The sequence below is a fragment of the Nocardia brasiliensis IFM 10847 genome, from assembly GCF_000710915.1.
GTDB classification, from domain to species: domain Bacteria; phylum Actinomycetota; class Actinomycetes; order Mycobacteriales; family Mycobacteriaceae; genus Nocardia; species Nocardia brasiliensis_A.
Map to the genome: position 1 here is coordinate 1 of NZ_BAUA01000009.1, position 22,111 is coordinate 22,111.

14 protein-coding genes are annotated in these 22,111 nt (G+C 67.4%); 7 read left to right on the plus strand and 7 right to left on the minus strand.

Annotated features, from left to right (window positions below):
• From NBRGI_RS43310 to NBRGI_RS02000, 3 genes are all read right to left on the minus strand, one after another.
• On the minus strand, positions 1-8,166 hold an 8,166-nt coding region (locus NBRGI_RS43310; RefSeq protein ID WP_036557075.1), incomplete at its 3' end, for a WXG100-like domain-containing protein.
• Positions 8,167-8,189: 23 nt separating this feature from the next.
• A complete protein-coding gene (locus NBRGI_RS01995; RefSeq protein WP_014981734.1) occupies positions 8,190-8,513 on the minus strand; it encodes a hypothetical protein in 324 nt (107 codons plus the stop codon).
• Between the two features lie 452 nt (positions 8,514-8,965).
• Positions 8,966-9,742: a MerR family transcriptional regulator gene (locus tag NBRGI_RS02000; protein ID WP_029892533.1), complete on the minus strand. Its 777-nt coding sequence runs from the start codon at positions 9,740-9,742 to the stop codon at positions 8,966-8,968.
• 281 nt (positions 9,743-10,023) lie between these two features.
• Between NBRGI_RS02000 and NBRGI_RS02005 the strand changes: the two genes are divergently transcribed.
• The 7 genes from NBRGI_RS02005 to NBRGI_RS02035 all read left to right on the plus strand — a co-directional run bounded on the left by NBRGI_RS02005 (position 10,024) and on the right by NBRGI_RS02035 (position 18,217).
• On the plus strand, positions 10,024-11,595 hold the full coding sequence (locus NBRGI_RS02005; protein WP_029892534.1) for an amino acid permease: 1,572 nt from the start codon (positions 10,024-10,026) through the stop codon (positions 11,593-11,595).
• A gap of 101 nt (positions 11,596-11,696) precedes the next feature.
• Positions 11,697-14,018: a serine/threonine-protein kinase gene (locus tag NBRGI_RS02010; protein WP_029892535.1), complete on the plus strand. Its 2,322-nt coding sequence runs from the start codon at positions 11,697-11,699 to the stop codon at positions 14,016-14,018.
• Positions 14,019-14,074: 56 nt separating this feature from the next.
• Entirely contained in the window at positions 14,075-14,518 is a 444-nt protein-coding gene (gene dtd / locus NBRGI_RS02015; protein ID WP_029892536.1) for a D-aminoacyl-tRNA deacylase, read from the plus strand.
• Positions 14,519-14,762: 244 nt separating this feature from the next.
• Positions 14,763-16,286, plus strand: coding sequence for a hypothetical protein (locus NBRGI_RS02020; protein ID WP_029892537.1), 1,524 nt, complete (start codon positions 14,763-14,765; stop codon positions 16,284-16,286).
• Between the two features lie 214 nt (positions 16,287-16,500).
• The gene (locus NBRGI_RS02025) at positions 16,501-16,959 is read left to right on the plus strand and encodes a hypothetical protein (protein ID WP_029892538.1); all 459 of its coding nucleotides are present in this window, start codon (positions 16,501-16,503) and stop codon (positions 16,957-16,959) included.
• Positions 16,956-17,384, plus strand: a complete 429-nt coding sequence (locus tag NBRGI_RS02030) for a DUF4254 domain-containing protein (RefSeq protein WP_029892539.1) — start codon at positions 16,956-16,958, stop codon at positions 17,382-17,384. Before NBRGI_RS02025 ends, NBRGI_RS02030 begins: the two co-directional genes overlap by 4 nt.
• A 41-nt stretch (positions 17,385-17,425) precedes the next feature.
• Entirely contained in the window at positions 17,426-18,217 is a 792-nt protein-coding gene (locus NBRGI_RS02035; RefSeq protein WP_029892540.1) for a class I SAM-dependent methyltransferase, read from the plus strand.
• A 556-nt stretch (positions 18,218-18,773) separates the two neighbouring features.
• Here NBRGI_RS02035 and map read toward each other — a convergent pair.
• The 4 genes from map to rplO form a co-directional block, all read right to left on the minus strand.
• Positions 18,774-19,571 (minus strand): type I methionyl aminopeptidase, encoded by a 798-nt coding sequence (gene map / locus NBRGI_RS02040; RefSeq protein ID WP_029892541.1) that lies wholly within the window; start codon positions 19,569-19,571, stop codon positions 18,774-18,776.
• A gap of 50 nt (positions 19,572-19,621) precedes the next feature.
• On the minus strand, positions 19,622-20,167 hold the full coding sequence (locus tag NBRGI_RS02045) for an adenylate kinase (RefSeq protein ID WP_029892542.1): 546 nt from the start codon (positions 20,165-20,167) through the stop codon (positions 19,622-19,624).
• Entirely contained in the window at positions 20,164-21,486 is a 1,323-nt protein-coding gene (gene secY / locus NBRGI_RS02050) for a preprotein translocase subunit SecY (protein ID WP_014981723.1), read from the minus strand. The genes NBRGI_RS02045 and secY overlap by 4 nt, the downstream gene beginning before the upstream one ends.
• A 181-nt stretch (positions 21,487-21,667) precedes the next feature.
• Positions 21,668-22,111, minus strand: a complete 444-nt coding sequence (gene rplO / locus NBRGI_RS02055; RefSeq protein WP_014981722.1) for a 50S ribosomal protein L15 — start codon at positions 22,109-22,111, stop codon at positions 21,668-21,670.

A 22,111-nucleotide genomic window follows, 5' to 3' on the forward strand; every position in this document is an offset into this window, starting at 1 on the left:
CGGGACCGGCAGGCTCGGTGGGACAGGAATCTGCGGCGGCGTCGGCAAGTTCGGGGGTGTCGGGGTTTCCGGCGGCACGGGCACGGTTGGTGGCGTGGGCGGCCGCGGAGGGACCGGAGGCGGGGGCGGCAGGGGTGCCGGAGGGCACGAGGGAGTGGGCGGGTGCGGGGTGGTGGGCGGGTGCGGAGTGACCGGTGGGGTCGGGGGTTGGGGCGGGGTGGGTGGGGTCGGAGGTTGGGGGTCCGGGACGGGCCAAGGGAGTGGGGCGGAGTGCAGGGGTTCAGGGAAGTCGAACTCGTAGTCCCTGGGTGGGTGTGGGATGTGCGAGCGCAGTGCGCGGCCCGGCAACTGTGGGATTCGAGACGAATCGTCTTCAGAGGTACGAACTTTCGGCGGATCGTCATCGTCGCCGTGGTTCGTGCGCGACTCCGTGCCCGGCTGCGGCGCGTGCTCGTCCGGCACCCTCGGCGTTCGCGTCTGCGGCGCACCCGTTTCCATCGAGTCGGTCCCGTCCGAAATCTCTTCGTTTCGGCCCGGACGCACCGACGGATCACGACCGTTCGGCGACTCGCCACCGGTTGCGGCTTCGCTGGCAGCCCGTGGATCACCGTCCGGCAGTGGCACCGGAGCGGTCCGATCCCGGCCCGCCGACCGCCCCTCGCTCGCGCCGGGTCTCGCAGGTGGCTCGATCCCGGGGCCGGTATCGCGCTGCTCGAGTTCGGCGAACCTGTCGGCTATTTCGCGGTGGGCGGCGTCCAGGTGGTCCATCAGTCGCTGATGTTCGGACTGGGCTGCGAGGTCGGTGCGAACGCGGTCGAGCCGGTCGAGGGTGTGGCGCAGCTGGGCGTCGGCTGCTGCGGCGTGGCGGCGGTACGCCTCGTCCACCTTGACCAATTCTCGCGAGAGTGCGTCATCGATCCGTGCGCCCGGATCGGCCGAATCAGGTTCGAGCGCAGCCTCATGCGCATCCAGCGATTCGTTCAGCTCGCGACCGACCCGGTCGAGCCGGTCGAGGACCCGCTGCAACTCGGCGTCGGCTTCCTCGGCGTGCCGCCGATACGACTCGTCGAGCGCGGCCAGCTCACGCGCCAACGCTTCATCGATCCGCGTGCGCGGATCGACCGAATCCGCCCGAGCGTCAGGCACACCCAATTCACGGCCGATCTGCTCGAGGCGGTCGAGCACCTGCCGGAGTTCGGTGTCGGCCCATTCGGCATGCCGTCGATACGCTTCGTCGACCTTCGCCAGCTCCCGTGCCAGCGCCGCGTCGATTCGCGAAACCGGTTCGGCCGGATCGGCTTCCGGCGTGTGGTCAGGCGTTTGCAGCGGCTCGTTCAGCTCGCGCCCGACCTGCTCGAGCCGATCGAGCACCCGCTGCAACTCCGCGTCGGCTTCCTCGGCATGTCGCCGATACGACTCGTCGAGCGCGGCCACCTCACGCGCCAACGCTTCATCGATGCGCGACGATCGTTCCGGCGCGTTCTCGGTCGGCGTCTCCGAAACCGGTTGCCGCCCCGGATCTACCGGCGACTCCTTCACGGACGGCGGGCTGCCCGTTTCGGGCGACGATCCGTCCCGGATGGGTGCCGTGCGATCAATCTCACCCTCTGCCAGGGGTTCTGAACTCTTGTCCGTCCGTGCAGGATCGGCACCGTCGCGATCGACAACCGCGTCGAACCGCGCCGCGATATCGCGCCTGTGCTGCGCCAACTCGTCCATCAAGCGCTGGTGTTCGCGCCGCGCCCACTCCTCGTTGTGTCGAAGCGCTCCGTCCAACGCCTCGGTCTCGCGACGCAGCACTTCCTCGATGAACGACCGCGGTTGTTCCGGAGCGCGTTGCGTCCCCGCGGCGCCCGAAGCACGCTCCCGCGCAGAACTATCCGAGTTGTGCGTCGGTTCGGCGGAAGTCGGCCGATCGGGCGAGACCGGCGGCACCTGCGCACCGCCGGAACTCGGCCGGCGGGGCGGCGGGTCGGTGGCGGGCAGCGCGGTCGTGGGCGGATCCCCATCAGGCCCATCGAGCGGCGTGCCGGGCCCCTCGCCCGGCCGGCCGCGCTGCGCACCACCCGAAAGCTGTTCCGGCGCAGCATAGAACTCGTCGGCCAACGCGGCGAGGTCGCGGATCTGTGCCGCCCGCTGGCGGACCTCGTCGCGCATCTTCGCGATTTCGGCGGCCAGTTCTTGCGGGTTGAGCCCCTCGTGCTTTTCGATCTTGCCGTCGCGGTAGGCCTCGTACACCTTGCGGAAGGTGGCATCGTCGGCGTCGGCGAGGTCCACGCCGACCAGCCGGGCCCAGTCCCGGTTGGGATCGGGCCGGTCACTGGAGTTGTCACTGTCGCGATTCGAGGTGCCGTCGCCGTCCTGCCGACCGGGATGATCGGCGAGTGTCTGACCGAAGTCGAGCGGATCACCCGACTGCATCGCCTCGCGGATGATGTCGCGCAGCGCGTGGATCGCCTCGGGATCGTGGATGGGCGGCTCACCGGTGACGCGCGGGTCGGCGGAGAGGTCACCGCGCGGCACGTCGGAGTAGGGGTCGATCCGGATCAGGGCGCCCGCGTACTCGGTGAGTGCGTTCTTCAGCAGATCCTGTTTGCCGTCCCGCTCTAGCTGCGCAAACAACTTTCGGAGTTTCTTCGGATCGAGGCTGTTCGAGTCCAGGCCGTGCACCAACCGGCCCGCATCGTTCTTCCGGTATTTCGGCGGGAACAGCTCGGACGGCTCGACCCCGAGCCGCTTCGCCAGCTGGTCGCGTGCCGCGACGAAAGCGGCGGGGTCCAGATCACGCAGTTGCTTGGCATACGCCACGAGGTCGGCTACCTGCTGTGCGCGCAACGCATTTCGGAACGAGCTGTCGGTCAGCGCGTCGGCGAGGCGTTGCGGGCTCAGCTCGGCTTCGGGAATGCCGAGGCGGGTGGCCAATTGGCTGCGCGCGTCGCTGATGTCGTTGAACGAGGCGATATCGTTCATCGACTGCGCGAAGTCGGCCAGCGCTTCGATCTGTCCGGCACGAACGGCGTTGTCCAGCCTCAGATCCGAGATCGTCCGTGCCAGCCGGTCCGGATGCAAGGCGTCGGGTTGCAGACCGAGTGTCCTTGCCACGTCCACCAGATCCGCGAGGATCTCCGGGCGCGGCCGGGGGTGGGCTTCCGGCGCGTCCCCGCCAGCCGGCTCGGTGCGGGGTGCGGCGGTGTCGTCGACCACCACCGGCCGCCACTGACCGTCGCTGTCGCGCAACAGGGTTACCGCCAGATCGCGGCCGTCGACGCGTTCCCGGTGGTGGTAGACATCGGGGGTGCCGACCGGTTCCAGATGGATGCGGCCGTTTCGATCGGTCCGGGCCTTATGGAAATCGACCTGCACCTCACCGCGATTCACCGCCTGCGCGAGGTCGGGATGCTCGGCGAGCACCCTGGCCAGCGCGGTTGCACGGTCCTGTGGCCCGTCGATGACCACGAGCCGATCGGGCACACCCTCGCCGACCGGAATCCGCACGACCTGGTCGCCGAACGGCTGTCCGACTGGCGGCTGTTCGTCGGACGCGGGATACAGCCGGATCTCGGCGGCATCGGCGAACTCCGCCAGCCGGTCGGCGCGCGCCTGGTTCGCGGCCCGCAGTTCTTCGATCCGCTGGATGGTCACGGAGTCGATGTCGAGCCCGAACATCTGCGCCCAGGTGGACAATTCATCGCGGAGCTGATCGCGGCGCAGCGCATGTTCGAAGTAGGCCCGCGGTCCCTGATCACGGCCGAGTTCGTCGTCGTCCGGCCCGATATCGCCCCACTCTTTGAGCGGGTCCGCGCCGTTGCCGACAGGGGTGTAGTTCTGCACACCCGGCATGCCGTCGAAAGCCGCGTTGATCTCCTTGAGGAAGCGGCCCATCGGGTTCTCGTCGAAGAAGCTGACTTCGTCGGAGTATGGAATGGGCTGACCGGCAGGGTCGGGTTCCCCGTGCCGGGTGGGGCGGCGATCGCCGCCGTCCTCGTCGAATTCGTCGTCATCCCAGTAGAAGTCGGCGTCGTCATCGTCGCGCTTGCGCGCATCCGGTCCTTCGAGTTCACCCGGCGGCCGGTTCCGATTCTCGCCAGCCTCCAGCGGAGGCCGCGAATCCTGGCCTGCCACATCCTCTCTGGTGTACGGCCGGGTCTGTTCCTCGTTGAAACGCCGATAAGCGTCCGCGAGGCCTTCGACTGCCGCGGCCTCGCGCAGGGTGCGGTATTCCTGCTCGTCGATCGTTCGGCGCACCGTCGCCGGATCGTCGTCGGGAAGCTCGAAGCCCAAACGATCTGCCATGTCCGACAGCGATTCGTCGGCGGGCGGCGGGCCGTCCGGCTCGGCTATGGGCTCCGGCGCCGGCGGTTGCTGCGCCAGCAGCTCGGCCTCGGCTTCGGAGATCAGACCCAGCCGTGCCATATCGTCGACGATCCGGCGACGTTGTTGCGCATCGGAGACGGTGAGCGCGTCGGTCAAGACCGCCCTGGCTTCGTCGGCCGACATCCGGCGGACCTCGAACAGGTCGGTCACGGTCTCGCGCACCAGGTCCGGGTCCGCGTCACTGACCCAGAACCGGTATTCCTCGCCATCCGCCGTGCGCGGCGGCACGAAATCGCCTGCCACATCGCGCTCACGTCCCGACAGCTGACCGAGGAGCGGGACGAGCTCGCGGTTCTTCCACATCGTCGCCCCCTCTTTCAGGATGCGAGCGACGTTGGGCGCGTTGCCCGCTCCCGGCTCGGGAGCGGGCCCCATCGTCGGGACGTCCGGGTTGGCCGGCGTGTGCGGCGCGGGGGCAGGCGGCGGATCGAACAGGTCCGGTGCGCTGGCAACCCCGTCACGCAGCGCGGTCTGCCCGCGACCGTCCTCGCCCGAGCCGGACGGATACTTCGGATTGTCGCCTTCGTAGCCGCGCACATGGGTCCGGTCCCGAAAGCGCTCCCACGCACGGCGAACCGCCGACTTCTTCTCGACCTCGCCCGAGCTCTCGCGGCGGGCGGGCGCCGCACCGTCGGCGGCAGGCACTGCACGCCAACGATCTTCGCCGTCCGGGCGCAACGCCAACGGCACTTGCTCGCCGTCGATATCGACCGTGTGCGGGCGGGCATCGTCGGCGAGCACGATCTCGTCCGGTTCGAGTACCGGCGAGTCATCGGAATCGTTGTCGCGGTGCGCATTCGGCTTCGCCTGCTCGCCCGGATCGTCTGGGGAGGCCGACGGCGGCAGTTCGCTCGGCGGCTTCTTCCCGCCACCGTTCGAGCTCGAAGCAGGTTCGACCGGGTCACTGTCGGGTGCGGGCGGACGATCGCCGACATCTACGGCGTGCAGTTCCGGAGCAGTGGGCACCGCGTCGGACTCGCCGTGCTGCTGCGGAATTCCGTTCTCGTCGAACAGGATCGTGCGAATGAGCGCAACGGGATGGTCGCCGTCCGGCAGGATCGGCGGGAAATCGTGCTCGAGCCCCGCCGTGAGATCGCGGACGACGATCGTCCCGTTCTCTTTGACCAGCACGTAGGCGTGTGCACCGACGTTGTGCTCGTCGACCGTGCCATAGACGTCCACCACCAGCGCGGCCACCCCGTCGGGCCGCTCGATCGGGTTGCCGTCGGCGTCGCGCAGCACGCTGCCGTCCGGCCCGGTCTCGTAAAGCAGAGCGTCGCGAATCACGTTGTGGTTCTCGACGTCTCGCAGCGGCGCACCGGCGGCTCGCTCGATTTCCGGCTGGGACACACCATCCAGACCGATTTCTCTGGTCGGCACCTCGATCACCGGGCTACCGGTGAGCTCCCGGATCAGTTCGAGGCTGCGGACCGCGCAGTCGCGTGGATGCTCGGCCGCCGGCTGTTCCGGACGCGACGCGGCCGGCTCGTCGGCGATGTGCCGGCCGGTATCGGTGGGCGCGGCTCGATCCGCGCGCGGTGTCGGGGCCGTCTCCGCACCGGCTGCGGCGGCCAGCGGCAACAGTCCTGCCGCGTCGAACGGATCACCACTGTCACCTCGCGCAAGGGGGGCGTTCTCCGAGACCGGTACCGCGCCATCGGTTTGCTGCCGGACCGAGGTGGAACCGTCCGCGACCGCGTGCCCCCGTGGCACAGGCTCGCCACTCGAGCCCGACTGCACGCCCGACCGGTGATCGTTGCCCCGCGCGGAACCATCGGCCAGGCCCGACCTGCGCTCACCGCCGGTACTTTCGCCACGGACCTCACCCGCGCGCGGACGATCAGTAGACGCACGTGCCTCGCCCGACGCTCTGCCGTCCGCGGCGCCGGCGCGCGGCTCCACCCCCGTACGCGGCTGTTCGACGCGCGGCGCCTCCGCACCCGCCTGCGGCCGGACGTCGCCGGCTATCGGCCGCAGCGGACTGGAAGGCCCGGGGCTACCACGGGTTTCACCTCCCGCAACGGTGCCGCTCGAACCCTGTTGCGCCGGAGCAGCACTCGGATGAGTAGCAGACATATGCGCGGGCGCGGTGGTGACCGGACCGCCGTCGGCCGGGCCGGTATGCGTCGTAACCGGGTCGTGGCCGGTAGCGGTGGCGTCGACGCGACCGTCGGAGGAGTGCGCTGCGTCCTGCGTCGCCGACCCAGCCCGCTGATCGGTGGCACCATTCGAATCGCCCTGCGCGGCCACGCGGTCAGCGTTCGCACTGCCACCTTCGGTAGGTCGCCCGGTGCTGCCGTCACCGGTCCGGGCCGCGGCGTCACCAGCCCGGCTCTCCGATGCCGCCTCGCTGTTCGCGCTCCGAGCAGAATCGCCCGATCGGCCCGCGGAATCGCGCGACGCCCCGCTGTCACTGTCCCTCGATGCTCCACTATCGCTTTCACCCGAAGCGCCGCGATCGCTTTCGCCCGAAGCGCTTCGGCCGCCTTCGCCAGACGTTCTGCCGTCACCCGCAGAACCCCGCTCTGCCCCGTCGCTACCGTGCTGCCGACCGGCGTCCGCACCGGCTGCGCGGCCTTGCCCCTCAGCTCCCGCAGGACGTGTCGCACTGCCGTCACCAGCGGACCGATTGCCATCACCAGCCGCTCTGCTGCCGTCACCTGCCGCAGCCCTACCGTCACCGGCCCCGGCGCGACTACCATCACCTGCCCCGTCAGGCCGATATCCGACGCGCACACCGTCGGTCGACTGCGTACCGCCGGGACCATTGACCGCATCGGCGAAGCGTGTCCCGAAATCCGGCCTGCCGAACATCTCCGGCCGCATACTCCCCCAAGCATGCTGTGCTCCAACCTTGTTCACAGCCGACATGGCACCGTTGGAAGCGCCTGCGGTGAACATCCGCCAGTCGACCTGGGTGTTCTTCAGGTTGTTCCAGGCGTCGCCCCATCCGTTCTTCGCGGCATCGATCCCGAACTGGGTGCCGGTCGCCGCGACGAAACCCGCGCCCGCGCCGACGAGACCCGCTGCGGGACCGGTGATCGCGGCGCGCATCCACGGCTTCATCTCCGCGCTCAGCTTGTTGCCGAGCCAGTCGCCGAACGGGCCCGCCGCGGCGCCGCCCGCGGCCGAGCTCACCGCGGTGACCGCGACCTGTTCCCAGTTGATGTTCTTGCGGTGCCCTTGGTCGACCTGCCACTGCTGGACGCCCAGCTCCTGCAAGGTACCGAGCATCGTGTCGATCGCGACATGCCGCAGCATGAATTTCGCGAACTTGGACGCGACGAGTTTGCCGACGTGCCGGATGATCGCGGCGACAACCCGCTGACCGATGATCCGCACGGCCACCCGGGTGAGCCCGATCGCGGCCGCCTCGACCGCGGGCGCGGTCGGCGGAAACAGCCATGCCGCAGCGAGTTCGGCCGCCAGCAGGCCCAGCGAGGACCAGTACATCAGTTTGGCGTACTCGATCTCGGTGCCGACGCTGTTGGCGGATTCGCCGATCTGATCGAACAGCGTGGCCAGCTTCTCCAGCGACTGATCCTTCTCCGACCCGTCGCCGGAGCGCATGCTGTCGAAGCCCTTGATCATCTCTTCGACGCCCTCGCCGACCGGATACGCGGTCAGCGAGGCACTTTTCGCGGCGTCGATGTCACCGAGGATGGTGCGCAACTCCGCCGCGGCGGTGTGCCAGTCCTGGGCCAGGGCCCACATCTGGTCCTCGTTGCCCTCGGGCCACTCCATGCCGACTATCGGCTCGAGCCATTCGAGCCAGCCGGGCAGTTCAATCATTGTGGGCTATACGCCAATTGGGCTCAGTTGAAGCCGTCGCGGTTGCCGTTTTCCATCTTCTCGAGCAGCTTGGCGCTCTTGGTCTGGCCGGAGGAGAAGTTGTCGAGCGAGCCCGCGATATTCGTCGCACCGGTGATCATGTTGTCGCGCGAGGAGGTGTAGCCACCGGCGCCGTCCGGTCCGTTCGCGAAGTTACGACCGAGTGTGTCGTTGCCCCAAGGGTTTCCGCGTGCGTTGAGAGAAGCCTGCAACGTGTGCAGTACCGCGTTGATCCGGTCCCGCGCGTCCCCGGTCTTCTTCGCAGCCTTGAAGAACAGATCCGAGTCGTATTGGACTTTGTCCGCCACCCGCGTTCCCTCCGCGCATGTGCGGTCGCCCGCACGTCAGCTCCTACGGATTCGACGATGACAGCCGATAGCAACTCGCCTGTTGCTCGGAAATGAACGGAAAGTGCCACGACAGTTACAGACAACGGGCGGGTACACCTGATCGTCTGCCATGCGAAATGTGCTATACGCGTTGATGTTCGGCGACAGGGCGGGCACGCATGCGAATCGGCCGCCGAAGACCGGTCAGCCCCGAGTGGGAGCGCCGGTGTCCCCTGCTTCCCCTCATCGGTGTTCGCACCAGGGGACACGGCGGCCACCCAGAGCCGACGGTAAGGCCCCGGGGACATGCGCAGAGATTGGCGTCGCTTTGGGCATGTCCCCAGGTCCTGAGACGACGTTACATCGGATAATGCGCCGCTGTCTAGCGGTAAGATTTGAACAGTGTCATCTCACCGCTTCGACCAGGGGCTTCACCGTCCGGACAATTCGTCGCCCAGTTCCGGAATATCCCGCTCCAGATACCGCGCGATGAATCGGCCTACGAGATCCGCAGCCGCTTGACCAGGAAGTATCCGGGCATCGGCAACCCGCTCGGCGAGCTCGTTCCGATCCGCCACAGTGCGCCCGGACTGCCGGAACGCCTGCCACGCGGTCCGCTCGAAGGTGTCGGCGAATCGACGGGCGATGCGGTCGCAATCCCCCTGCAACCGCTCGACCTCATCGAGCGCCTGCACCGGCGTCGCGCCCGCCGAGCACAGCTGCTCGACGATCCGGAGCAGCGGACGGTCGGCCACTCGATAGGTGGCGGCGTCGAGCGGCTCATACAGACCGGCCGCGACCACCCGGGCGAAGCCGTTCGGCACGTCCCGATACAGGTCGGCGAGTTCGGTTGCGGCAATTAATGTTTCGTCGACGTCGGCGGTCGGCGCCGCCGGATCGGGCAGCGCGGCGGGCACGCCCGGGTGCGCGTGCGGCTCCTGATCCGGCACCCCGAGCACGTCGCCGAGATCGTCCCCGCGATCCCAGGCTTCGAGCAGTTCTCGGATGCCGTTCAGCTTGATCCCGCGATCCAGCAACCTGCCGATGGTGCGCACCCGGTTGAGGTGCTCGTCGCCGTAGAACCCGGTCCGCCCCTTCACCTGCGGCGGCGGCAGCACGCCCCGCTCGTGATAGACGCGCAGACTCCGCACGGTTGTCCCCGCCTCGCGCGCCAGCTCGTCGATAGTGAACTCGGTATCCGCTGCCATACCTCAAGGAAACCACACCGAAACAAGCTTGTTCACCGACCTGAGGTGCGACGCCTCACCCACACCGCCCCCTGAGCGACCCCGGCGGGGCCCGTCCGGCCGACCCGGATACACCGTCGCAACCTCCGCGATAACGCTTGCCGCGCAACGGTTTGCCACCCGATTGCCGAATATGAAGATTTCATTTCATGAGATGACAACTGGCCGCAGCTATTGAACGTGCCGTTATCTAGCGGTACGTTACTCAGCGATATGACAGCCGTCACAGGGAAGGCAACCCCATGACCATCGTTCGACCGCCGGCCGAGGTGCAGCAGCAGGCCGCCGCCGCGCGTGCCCTGCACGCCGAAGACGTGGGCTATCACAAGGCGCTGCGTCCACGTCAATTGCAGATGATCGCTATCGGCGGTGCCATCGGCACCGGTTTGTTCCTGGGCGCCGGCGGGCGGTTGAGAGATGCCGGGGCTGGGCTTTTCCTCGCGTACGCCGTGTGCGGTGTGTTCGTGTTCTTCATCCTGCGGGCGCTGGGCGAGCTGATTCTGCATCGTCCGTCCTCGGGTTCATTCGTGTCCTACGCTCGCGAGTTCTACGGCGAGAAACTGGCCTTCGGTGTCGGCTGGATGTATTTCTTCCACTGGTGCATGACCGGCATCGTGGACATCACCGCGATCGCCACCTACGTGCACTACTGGGGCAGTTTCCAGGTCATCCCGCAGTGGACCATCGCCCTGGTCGCGCTGGCCCTGGTCGTCTGCATCAACATGGTGTCGGTGCGCTGGTTCGGCGAGATGGAGTTCTGGGCAGCGCTGATCAAGGTGATCGCGCTGGTCGGGTTCCTCATCGTCGGCACGGTCTTCCTCGCACGCCGCACCCCGATCGAGGGCAACAGCACCGGGATCAGCGTGATCAGCGAGCACGGCGGTCTGCTGCCCAACGGCCTGATCCCGATCGTGTTGTGTACCACCGGCGTCATCTTCGCCTATGCCGCGGTCGAGTTGATCGGCACCGCCGCCGGTGAGGCGGAGAACCCGGCCAAGATCATGCCGCGCGCGATCAACTCGGTCATCGCCCGGATCGCGCTGTTCTACGTCGGATCGCTGGTGCTGCTGTCGCTGCTGCTGCCCTACACCGCGTTCAAATCCGGGGAGAGCCCGTTCGTCACGTTCTTCTCCAAGATCGGGATCGACGGCGCGGGCACGATGATGAACCTCGTGGTGCTGACCGCGGCGTTCTCCAGCCTCAACGCCGGACTGTATTCGACCGGACGGATCCTGCGGTCGATGGCGATGAACGGCAGCGCCCCCGGCATGGCGGCGCTGATGTCGAAACGCGGTGTGCCCTATGTCGGCATCCTCGCCACCGGCGCGGTCGCGTTGATCGGTGTGGGGCTCAACGCCCTGGTCCCGGAGAAGGCCTTCGAGATCGTGCTGAACATGTCCGCACTCGGCACCGTCACCGCGTGGGCCGCGATCGTGCTCTGCCAGCTCAAGCTGTGGGCCTGGTCGCGCGAGGGCCGCATGGAACGCCCCGCGTTCCGGCTGCTCGGCGCGCCCTACACGAGCATCGCGACGCTGGTGTTCCTCGCCGCGGTCGTGCTGCTGATGCTGTTCAGCGACAGCGATGTGCAGCGCGGCGCGGTCATCGCGATGGTGGTGATCATGGGCCCGACCCTCGTCGGCGGCTGGTACCTCGCGCGACGCCGGGTCATGCACGTCGCCGCAATGCGCGAAGGCTATACCGGCGCGTTCCCGGTGGTCGCGGAGCGGCCGCTGGAACATCGTGATCTCCGTATTACGGATTCCACCCGCACAACTAACGCCACTGTTACGTCCGATGAGGCAGAATCGCGCTGAGACCGATGAGTCCGCCCTGTTCGGTGCGCCGATATCGCACGGCGCCGCCGAACGGGGCGGGTTCGGTCCCGGAATTGTATTCGTGGTGCGGAGAGGGTCGAATGCCGGAACACCTCAGTGCGTCCGACAACATTCGCCCGGTCCCGCCGGAGACGACACTGACCCGCGATCCCACCGAAATACCGCATCGGGCACCTTCGCCGTGGGCCACCCGGCGCGCGTCGGCGAACGAGACCGATCAGTGGTCACCGGAGGCGGAAGCGGCGCTCGGCTCGGAGACCATGCCCAGTTCGGGTCCCAGCGTCCGGTCCCGGCCCAGCGTGCGCAGGCTGAGCGCGGGACTGGTCGAACTGCCCCAGGTCGATCAGGTCGACCCGGCCGGGGCGATGCTGTCCGATCCCGAGGTGCCCGAGGACAAACGCTTCTGCTGGAAATGCCAGAAGCCCGTCGGCCGCTCGTCCGGCACCCAACGCGGCGCGTCGGCGGGCACCTGTCCACAATGCGGCTCGCCGTTCAACTTCCGTCCCGCGCTGAACCCGGGCGACTTGGTGGCGGGCCAATACGAAGTCCGGGGTTGTCTCGCCTACGGCGGCATGGGATGGATATACCTGGCCCGCGATCGAAATGTCAGCGATCGCTGGGTGGTCCTGAAAGGACTGCAGAACCCGCTCGATTTCGAAGCGCACGTCGTCGCGCTCGCCGAACGGCAGTTCCTTTCCGAAATGTCGCATCCGGGGATCGTGAAGATCTTCAACTTCGTCAAACATCGTTCCGCCGACGGAATTTCCTCCGGATACATCGTGATGGAATACATCGGCGGCCAATCGCTGAAGACCATGCTCGACCGCCGGGCCCCGGAACGCCTGCCGGTAGCCGAAGCCATCGCCTATGTGATGGAAGTGCTGCCCGCGCTGGATTATCTGCACTCGTTCGGCCTGGCCTACAACGATCTGAAACCCGACAACATCATGGTCACCGACGACGAGGTCAAACTGATCGACCTCGGCGCGGTCGCCGCCCGGGAATCCGGCGGCAGCCTGTACGGCACCTTCGGATATCAAGCGCCCGAATTCACCAGTACCGGACCGACAGTGGCCTCCGATATCCACACGGTCGGGCGCACGCTCGCCGCACTCACCCTGCCGATCCCGCTCGAACGGCTCGGCCCGACCATCCCCGCCATCCCGACGGCCGACGAGGCGCCGGTCCTGCGGCGCTATCCGTCCTTCGAGCGGCTGCTGCTGCGCGCGACCGACGCCGACCCGGAGCAGCGTTTTCCCTCCGCCTACGCGATGTACCGGCAACTCGCCGGGGTGCTCCGGTCGGTGCTGGCCGAGGACACCAACCACGAATACCCGCAGACTTCGGCCGTGTTCGGTTCGCCGCGTGGGGATTTCGGCATCGAAGCGCTGATCCGACAGACCGAGGGCGTCATCGAGGGAGTGCACGCCGCCCCGACCCTCGACGCCGCGAGTGTCATTGCCGCGCTACCGGTTCCGCTGATCGACAGCGAAGATCCGAGCGCGGAATTGCTTTCCCCACTGCTGCACGGCGATTCGCAACAGGCTTTGGACACGCTGCGGCAGAGCGCCGCCGATATGAGTGCCGGGGTCATCGGCACGCCGGCGACCTTCGAGCTGGAAGGCACCCTGACCGCGGTGCGCGCGCACCTCGATCTGGGCGAGGTCGAGCAGGCGCGGCAGTACCTCACCCGGCTGGCGCCCGCCCATCGGGCGGACTGGCGGATCCAGTGGTACACCGCCATCGCCGACCTGTCCTGCGCCGAATATGTGCTGGCCCACGCGCATTTCGACCGAGTACACGCGATGGTCCCCGGCGAGATCGCACCGCTGCTCGCCCTGGCCGCCACCGCGGAACTCGTCCTGCAGTCGAGCCCGGCGATCGAGGAGCAGGATCGGTGGCGGCAACAGGCCACCGAGCGCTACCGTTCGGTCTGGCGCAACACCCACGGCGTGGCGAGCGCGGCGTTCGGGCTCGCGCGCGGGCTCGCCGCCGCCGGCGACATCGACGCCGCGGTGTCCACGCTGCAACAGGTGCCCGATTCCTCGCGCCACCACAACACCGCGAGAATGACCGCGTGCCTGCTGTCAGCGACCCGGCCGGTGGCCGACCTGACCCGGGCGGATCTCGACGCGGCCGTAGCGCACGTGCACGCGCTGCCGGACGACCCGCGCCTGACTCAGCTGCGGGCCATCGTGCTCGGCGCGGCCCTGTCCTGGGTGCAGGCGGGCGGGCAAGCGGAACCGCGCACCACCATCCTCGGCTGCCCCTTCACCGAGGCGGGCCTGCGTGGCGGGTTGGAAGCGGCCCTGCGCGCGGTCGCGCGAACCACACCGAGCCGATTGCACCGCTACGCGCTGATCGACCTCGCGAACGACATCCGTCCACGCTCACTCTGGTAGTGCCGCCGAGCACCCCGCGGCCCGCCCGAGGCGCCGGCCCGGCATGATCAACGGCTGTGCGAGTCCTGCTGCAACGAGTCCGCTCCGCCGAGGTGACCGTCGACGACGAGGTGGTCGGCCGGATCCAGCCGGCCGCGACCGGTGCGCCGCACGGCTTGGTCGCGCTGGTCGGCGTCACCCACGGCGATACCGAGGCGGCCGCGAAAGCACTCGCCGACAAGGTGTGGCGGTTGCGCATCCTCGACGGCGAGCGCTCGGCCGCCGACCTGAGCGCCCCGATTCTGGTGGTCAGTCAATTCACGCTCTATGCCGACACCGCCAAGGGGCGTAGACCGTCCTGGAACGCGGCCGCACCGGGAGCCGTCGCCGAACCGCTTGTCCACACGTTCGCGCAGGCCCTGCGCGAACTCGGCGCTACCGTGGCGACCGGACGGTTCGGCGCGCACATGCGGATCGAACTGGTCAACGACGGACCGGTCACCCTGTTGCTCGAGGCGTGACCCTCGGCGCCGCTCACCGGCCCTGAAGACGACGAATACCGCAAAGCCGTCAGCACTTTCGCGCACCGACCAGCGCACCTCGGCCACCCGGGCGGCTGCGTCCGGTGCCGGAATCCGGTGGCGAACAAGGACATGAGGAGCCAGAACGCCGCAGGCCTGGACAACCTGGTGCGCCCGGCCGACAACCGTGACAGACTCGTGCACGAATGATGAGTGGCTCGATGCCGCCGGTTAGCGGAGGATCATGCTGGAAACGAGGGGCTCGATGGATCTGGGCGCGTTGGAGCGTCAGGTCGCCGCGGATCGCTATGCGGCGCTCGATCGTTCGATCGAGGCGGATCTTCGGCTCGCGACCTCGCTGAGTGAACTCGCGAAAGGCTTTATCGCCACCAAGACCGACGGGTCGGTCCGCGACCGGACCCGAGACGCCCTCGCGCCCGCCGAGGAGGCGGTCGGCATCCGGCTGCGGTTGCTCGCCACCGGGCAGGTGTTGAATGCTCGCCTCGCCGGCGAGCTGAACGAGGCGCTGCGCGCGGTCGAATTGGCGGCCCGGCACAGCGGCCGTCGTGAGCTGGCGACCACCACCATTCGGCGCGCCTGCGACGCCTACCGGCAACTGGCCCGGATCCATCCGGAAGTCGCCGGGCTCTGCGCCGACGGCCTGTCGAAATGCGGTGTCTGGCTGGGCCGTCTCGACCAGGACGCCGCCGTGGCGGCGACCGGGGAGGCGGCGCGCATCCGCAGCGCGCTGGCGGCGGCGAATCCGGAGCTGTCCGGTAAGTACCTGGCCAGCTTGAGCACCCTGCTGCGCACGCTGATGGTCGGCCGGTCGCGCAAGCAGGCCCTGTCGATGTACCGCGAGCGCTATTCCGCGTTCACTTCGACGAACATGTCGATCCGCTTGCGCGCGTGTGGGATTCAAGACCTCGACCTGACCCCGAAGTCGTACAAGGCGCTCACCGAGCTCGGTTGCCGCACCCTGGAGCAGGCGGGGCGGCTGACCCAGCAACAGATCCTGTTCAAGTCCTCGGGCGATCTGTCCACCGTCGAAGAACTCAACTGGAAGCTGGCACTGGTCGGCCTGCGCCCGCTGCTGCCCGGCGCGGAGCCCGATCCGCCGTCGATGCCGGTGCAGATCGGCACCAGCTTCGGCGCGCTGAGCGTGTACTGCCCGACCCCTGACGCGATCGCCCAGATCCGGGCGGCGATCATCGGCGCGTACGCGACCGATGACGCCTATCCGCTGGATCGGGCCAGCTACTTCGGTGAACGCGACGAACACGTGAAAACCACCGACGCCGAGATGAACACGGCGGACAAGCTCGGTGACGACATCGTGCTGATCGACCAGCCCTACGGTGGCTGGGTCACTGTGATGAGCCTGCACTGGGAACTGACACCGGTCGCGAAACATCCACTGGCGATGCGACTTTCCCAGGATTGGCCGGTCGCCGCGATCACCGTGACCGAACACATCGCCTACGAGCTGTGCTGGTACGAGCACGGCGTCGCCACCCAGTACGCCGCGCTCGGCCGCCCCGCCGGACAGGAGCCACTGGACAAGCCGCTCGCGCCGCTGGACTTCAAGATGCTGGCGGAACTGAACGCCGACCGGGCGACGGAGACCAAGCTGCGCGCCGCGTTCGGCAACACCCAGATGTTCGCCAACCTCACCTACCTGCCCTCCAGCGGGCTGCGGCAGATCAGCGCGACCACGCCGCTGGCCGAACACGGCGACCGCGCCCTGTTCTTCCGCACAACCCCCTGACCGGGGGTTGTTCAGCCCACTGGATGAGCGGAAAACACCAGGTAAACGTCATCGCGGCGAACTTAACGAGAACTAATTGAACGCAACAGTTACCGCCGTCCCTCGGGGTGCTTCACTGAGATCACGCCAGAACGGTGTCCCAGGTCACTCCCAGTGCCTATGGCGTATCGGCTCCGGCGGCTTCACCAGACAACGATGCTAGTCGAGGCTCCCCATGGACCAAGTGGCGTTGGCGGAAACTCCTGCCGCCCGATGCGCCTATTACCGCCACACCTGCGACCTCCCCGCCGGATTTCATCCGGAGATCGGCCGGATCACCGTCCGGGCCGGTTTCGTCGGCGCCATCACGATGCCTGCCGCGCTGGGTAAACAGGTACACGACGATCTGATACGCCATCGAAATCCATTGGGCCCGATCATCTCTCATGTTCGATCCAAACGCTGGACGTTTCTGATCCGTCCCGACCTGCCCGACGACGTCCGTTTGTTCGCCGAACTGTTCCGGCTCAACGTGTCCATCGTGCCGATCGGCGGTGAGATCGCGCTCCCCTCCCCCGGTTACCCCGGTACCGGTTATCGCGAGTGGATTGTGGCTCCGGAGAACACCTTTCGTCCCTCCGGTGTCTCGATCGTCAATACCGTACGCTCCTGCCGGAACATGGGGTCCCGATGACGACGGGCCAGCTCCCCGCCAAACATCAAGTGCTGCAGGCCTGCCGGGGTGATCATCCGGAAGACAACCCGCTGCTGCGGTGCGCGCACGAGCTGACCACCCTGCACGAGCGGCGGATCAGCGCCGATCGCCAGTCCGCGGACGAAATCGACGCGCTGCGTGCGAGTTTGGTGCGCGACATCGATCGCTGGATCACGGTCCAGTTGCCGCCCGCGCACGGCGCCGCCCATGTGCACACCGAAACGGTCGGCGCGGTGATCGATCGGCTCGCCCAGTTCACCGCCAACGCCTACGCCGCACTGGCGAGCGCGTCGGAGTGGGACCTGTGGGATGCCTGGCAGCGGTTGGCCGAACTGGCCGTCGGCTACGACGACCTGGCCGCCGAGGTCTGCGCCGGCGTACGACGGCTGCCGGGCGCGTCGTAAATGTCCCCGCGCGCCCGCCGCACGGATCTATGGTTGGGCGCATGGGGAATACGACTGATCGAGAAACGGACAAACGTGCCCTGCGTGCCCGGCGCGCATCCTCTTTTGGTACCCACGCGGCAGCCTATGCCGAACACCGGCCCGACTACCCGCTCGCGGCGGTCCAGTGGGCTTTGAAACCCGTTCCGACGGTGCCCGCGCCGGTCGTCCTCGACCTCGGCGCGGGTACCGGCAAACTCACCGAGGGCCTGCTGGCCGCGGGCGCCACCGTGATCGCCGTCGAACCCGACGACGGCATGCGCGTCGAGTTGATGCGTCGGCTACCCGGCGTGCGGGCGTATGAGGGTACGGCCGAGGCGATTCCGCTGGCGACCGGATCCGTCGACGCGATCGTGGCCGGGCAGGCGTTTCACTGGTTCGATCAGGACCGAGCTTTCCCCGAGTTCGCCAGGGTGCTGCGCCGCGGCGGCGTTTTCGCGGCCCTGTGGAACACCGACGACAAACGCGTCGGCTGGGTCGCCGGTCTCGCGGACGTCACCCGGACCGACGCCTCCACCACGGCGGTGGAACCCGGCGATTCGGCGCTGCCCGCGCATCCCCTGTTCGAAGACTTCGTGAGCGCCGAATTCCCGCATTCCCAGCGCCGGACCGCCGAGACGCTGGCCGCCACCATCGGTACCCATTCGCACACGCTGGTGGTGTCGGCGCAGCAGCGGGCCGAGGTGCTCGGCCGGATCGTCGACTATCTGCGCAGCAGACCGGAGACGGCCGAGGGTGAATTCGACCTTCCCCTGATCACTTTGGTGCTGCGCGCCCGGCTACGCGGCAACTGACCCGCGACACTGCGACGACCTGTCTTGCCCGAACCTGTTGCGCCGGATCGGGCAAGACGGGATGTCCGTCGTTGCCTGCGGCGGCCCGGCATTACCTGCCCCGGCCGAATCCGCATGCCAGCGGCCCTTTCCGGATGCGCCGAGGCTTCGGTGTTTCGTGGGCATCGGCCCCAACTACGTGGTGCGCCAAGCAGATTCGAGTAGTTCCCTACTCACGTGCCACCGTCCATCCCGGACATACGCTGACAGCATCGTTCGACACACCGAGGAATCAGGACCGACTGTCGACCTGATTCACCGCCGGGCAGCGTCGCCCGGACCACCACGTCACGGCCAGGCGCAGTAGGCGCAAGGAACGACGTCACCGATCCAGCGCGGCAGCTGGGTAGCGTCCAGATCCAGCGACAACAAACGTGTCGCCGGATCGCGCGACGTAATCATCCGGACCTCGAGTCCGGTGTCGGTGCGATCGCGTCCTCGCCACGCGAGACTGGGGAACCGTGCATACCCGCCGCAGGCACGGCTCGATCGGATCGAGCCCGGAAACGTTGCCCGATTACTCCGGGCGGAGGGTGAGAATGCGGGGACCGTCCTCGGTGACCGCGACCGTGTGCTCCCAGTGCGCGGCACGCGACCCGTCGATGGTGACAACGGTCCAATCGTCTCCGAGTACCTGGGTCTGTGTAGTGCCGAGGGTCAGCATGGGCTCGATCGCGAGCACCGAGCCGACCACGAGCTTCGGGCCCTTACCCGGGGCGCCCTCGTTGGCGAGGAACGGATCGAGATGCATCTCCCGGCCGATGGCGTGCCCACCGTAGCCGTCGACGATGCCGTAGGCGCGACCGTGTTTCTGCTCCGCCGCGCGGGTGCCGAGTTCGATGGCGTGCGAGACGTCGGTGAGACGGTTGCCCGGCAGCATGGCCTCGATGCCCGCCTCCATGGACAACTTGGTGGCCTCGCTGAGCAGCCGGTCGGCCTCGATGATGGTGCCGACGCCAAACGTCCACGCCGAATCGCCGTGCCAGCCGTCGAGGATGGCGCCGCAGTCGATGGAAACCAGGTCGCCCTCGGACAGGATCTCTTCCGCGGTCGGAATCCCGTGCACCACACGGTCGTTCACCGACGCGCAGATGGATCCGGGGAAGCCGTGGTAGCCCTTGAAGGACGGCACGGCGCCCGCGTCACGGATCACCTGCTCGGCCACGTCGTCGAGTTCGAGAGTGGAGACACCGGGCTTGGCGGCCGCGCGCACGGCAACCAGGGCGCGACCGACGATCGCACCGGCAGCCGCCATGGCGTCCAGCTCACCTGCCGTGCGGAACGGCACTACCTTCTTCTTGCGATTGAAGACCACGCGGCCTCAGCGCTCCATCGTGCGCGGCAACAGTGCCCCGGCGTCGGTCATCAATGGCCCAGGGCCCGCAGTGCGCGCGCGTTGACCTCGTCGACCTCGCCGACGCCGTCCACCGAGACGACCAGACCGTCGTAGTGCTCCAGCAGCGGCTCGGTCTCCTCGCGGTACACCCGCAGCCGGTTGCGGATCACGCCTTCGTTGTCGTCGGCGCGACCACGCGAGAGCATGCGCGCGACCACCGTGTCCTCGGGCACCACGAAACACAGCACCGCGTCGAGCTTGGTGTCCATGTCCTTGAGGATCTTCTCCAGCGCGTCGGCCTGGTCGACCGTGCGCGGGTAGCCGTCCAGCACAAAGCCGTTCACGGCGTCGGGCTCGTTCACCCGGGCCTCGACCATGCGGTTGGTGACATCGCTGGGCACGAGATCGCCCGCGTCCATGTACTTCTGCGCTTCGCGACCCAGCGGGGTCTGCTGGCTGATGTTCGCGCGGAACAGGTCTCCAGTGGAGATGTGCGGGACGCCCAGCTTTTCCGACAGCAGGACGGCCTGGGTGCCCTTGCCGGCACCAGGCGGACCGAGGAGTACAACTCTCACTTGAGGAACCCTTCGTAATTTCGATTCATCAGCTGGCTTTCGATCTGCTTCACGGTGTCCAGACCGACGCTCACCATGATCAGCACCGCGGTGCCGCCGAACGGGAGGTTCTGGGTGTTAGCGGATGCGCCGATATCCAGGAACAGGTTCGGCAGCACGGCAACGAGACCGAGGTAGATCGAGCCGGGGAGGGTGATACGGCTCAGGACGAAATTGAGGTAGTCGGCGGTGGGCTTACCCGGGCGATACCCCGGAATGAAGCCACCGAACTTCTTCATCTCGTCCGCGCGTTCCTCCGGGTTGAAGGTGATCGCGACATAGAAGTAGGTGAAGAACACGATCAGACCGAAGTAGATCGCGATGTAGACCGGGTTGCCCGGAGACACCAGGTACTTGTTGATGATGTCCTGCCACCAACTCGGATCCGGGTTGTTGCGCGCGGAGGTCAGCTGAGCCACCAGGTTGGGCAGATACAGCAGCGAGGACGCGAAGATCACCGGGATGACACCGGCCTGATTGACCTTCAACGGCAGGTAGGTAGAGGAGCCACCATACATCTTGCGGCCGACCACGCGCTTGGCGTACTGCACCGGGATCCGGCGCTGGCCCTGCTCGACGAAGATGACGGCGACGATGATCGCGAACGCCGCGACACACACCAGGCCGAACACCAGTCCGCCGCGGCTGTCCAGGATGGACTTGCCCTCGGTCGGGATGCGGGCCGCGATGCCGGCGAAGATCAGCAGCGACATGCCGTTGCCGATGCCGCGCTCGGTGATCTGCTCGCCGAACCACATGACCAGTGCCGCACCGGCGGTCATCACCAGCACGATGATGATCATCGCGAAGATGCCGTTGTCGGCGATGATGTCTTTCTGGCAGCCCTGCAGCAGCTGACCGCGCGACGCGAGCGCGACCAGACCGGTGGCCTGCAGAATGGCCAGGGCGATGGACAGATACCGGGTGTACTGCGTCATCTTGGTCTGGCCGGACTGGCCTTCCTTGCGCAGTTCCTCGAACCGCGGGATGACGACGGTCAGCAGCTGGATGATGATGCTCGCGGTGATGTACGGCATGATGCCGATCGCGAACACCGAAAGCTGCAGTAGCGCACCACCGGAGAACAGGTTGATCAGCTGGTAGATACCGGCGTCTTCACCGCCGGACACCTGCTTGACGCACTCCTGGACGGCCTTGTAGTCGACACCGGGGGACGGCAGCGCGGCACCCAACCGGTACAGCGCGATCAACCCCAGCGTGAAGAGAATCTTCCGCCGTAAGTCCGGAGTCCGGAAGGCCGATACGAAGGCGGAAAGCACAGATCCTCCTGGCGAACGACATGGTCAGGACATGGTCATTTCAAGCAATACCCCATCGCCGACGAATCGGCATGTGGGGACGCTGAAAACCATGGCGAGGCTTGGCAGACAACTATTGAACTCTAACAGTGGCACCGGACGAGCTCTCACTCGTCCGGTGCCACTGTTTGTCAGAGTACCGTCAGCCCAGCTCGGTGACAGTGCCACCGGCCGCGGTGATCTTTTCCTTCGCCGCGCCGGTGACCTTGTCGACGGTCACCTGGACCGCGACGCCGATCTCGCCGTCGCCGAGGACCTTCACCAACTGGTTCTTGCGAACCGCGCCGGCCGCGACGAGCTCGGCCTTACCGATCTCGCCACCCTCGGGGAACAGCTTGGCGATAGCGCCGACGTTCACGACCTGGTATTCCGTGCGGAACCGGTTCGTGAAGCCCTTGAGCTTGGGCAGCCGCATGTGCAGCGGCATCTGCCCACCCTCGAAGGCGGCCGGAACGTTCTTGCGAGCCTTGGTGCCCTTGGTACCGCGGCCCGCGGTCTTACCCTTGGAACCCTCACCACGGCCGACCCGAGTCTTCTCGGTCTTGGCACCGGGCGCGGGACGCAGGTGATGCAACTTGATGGTCAT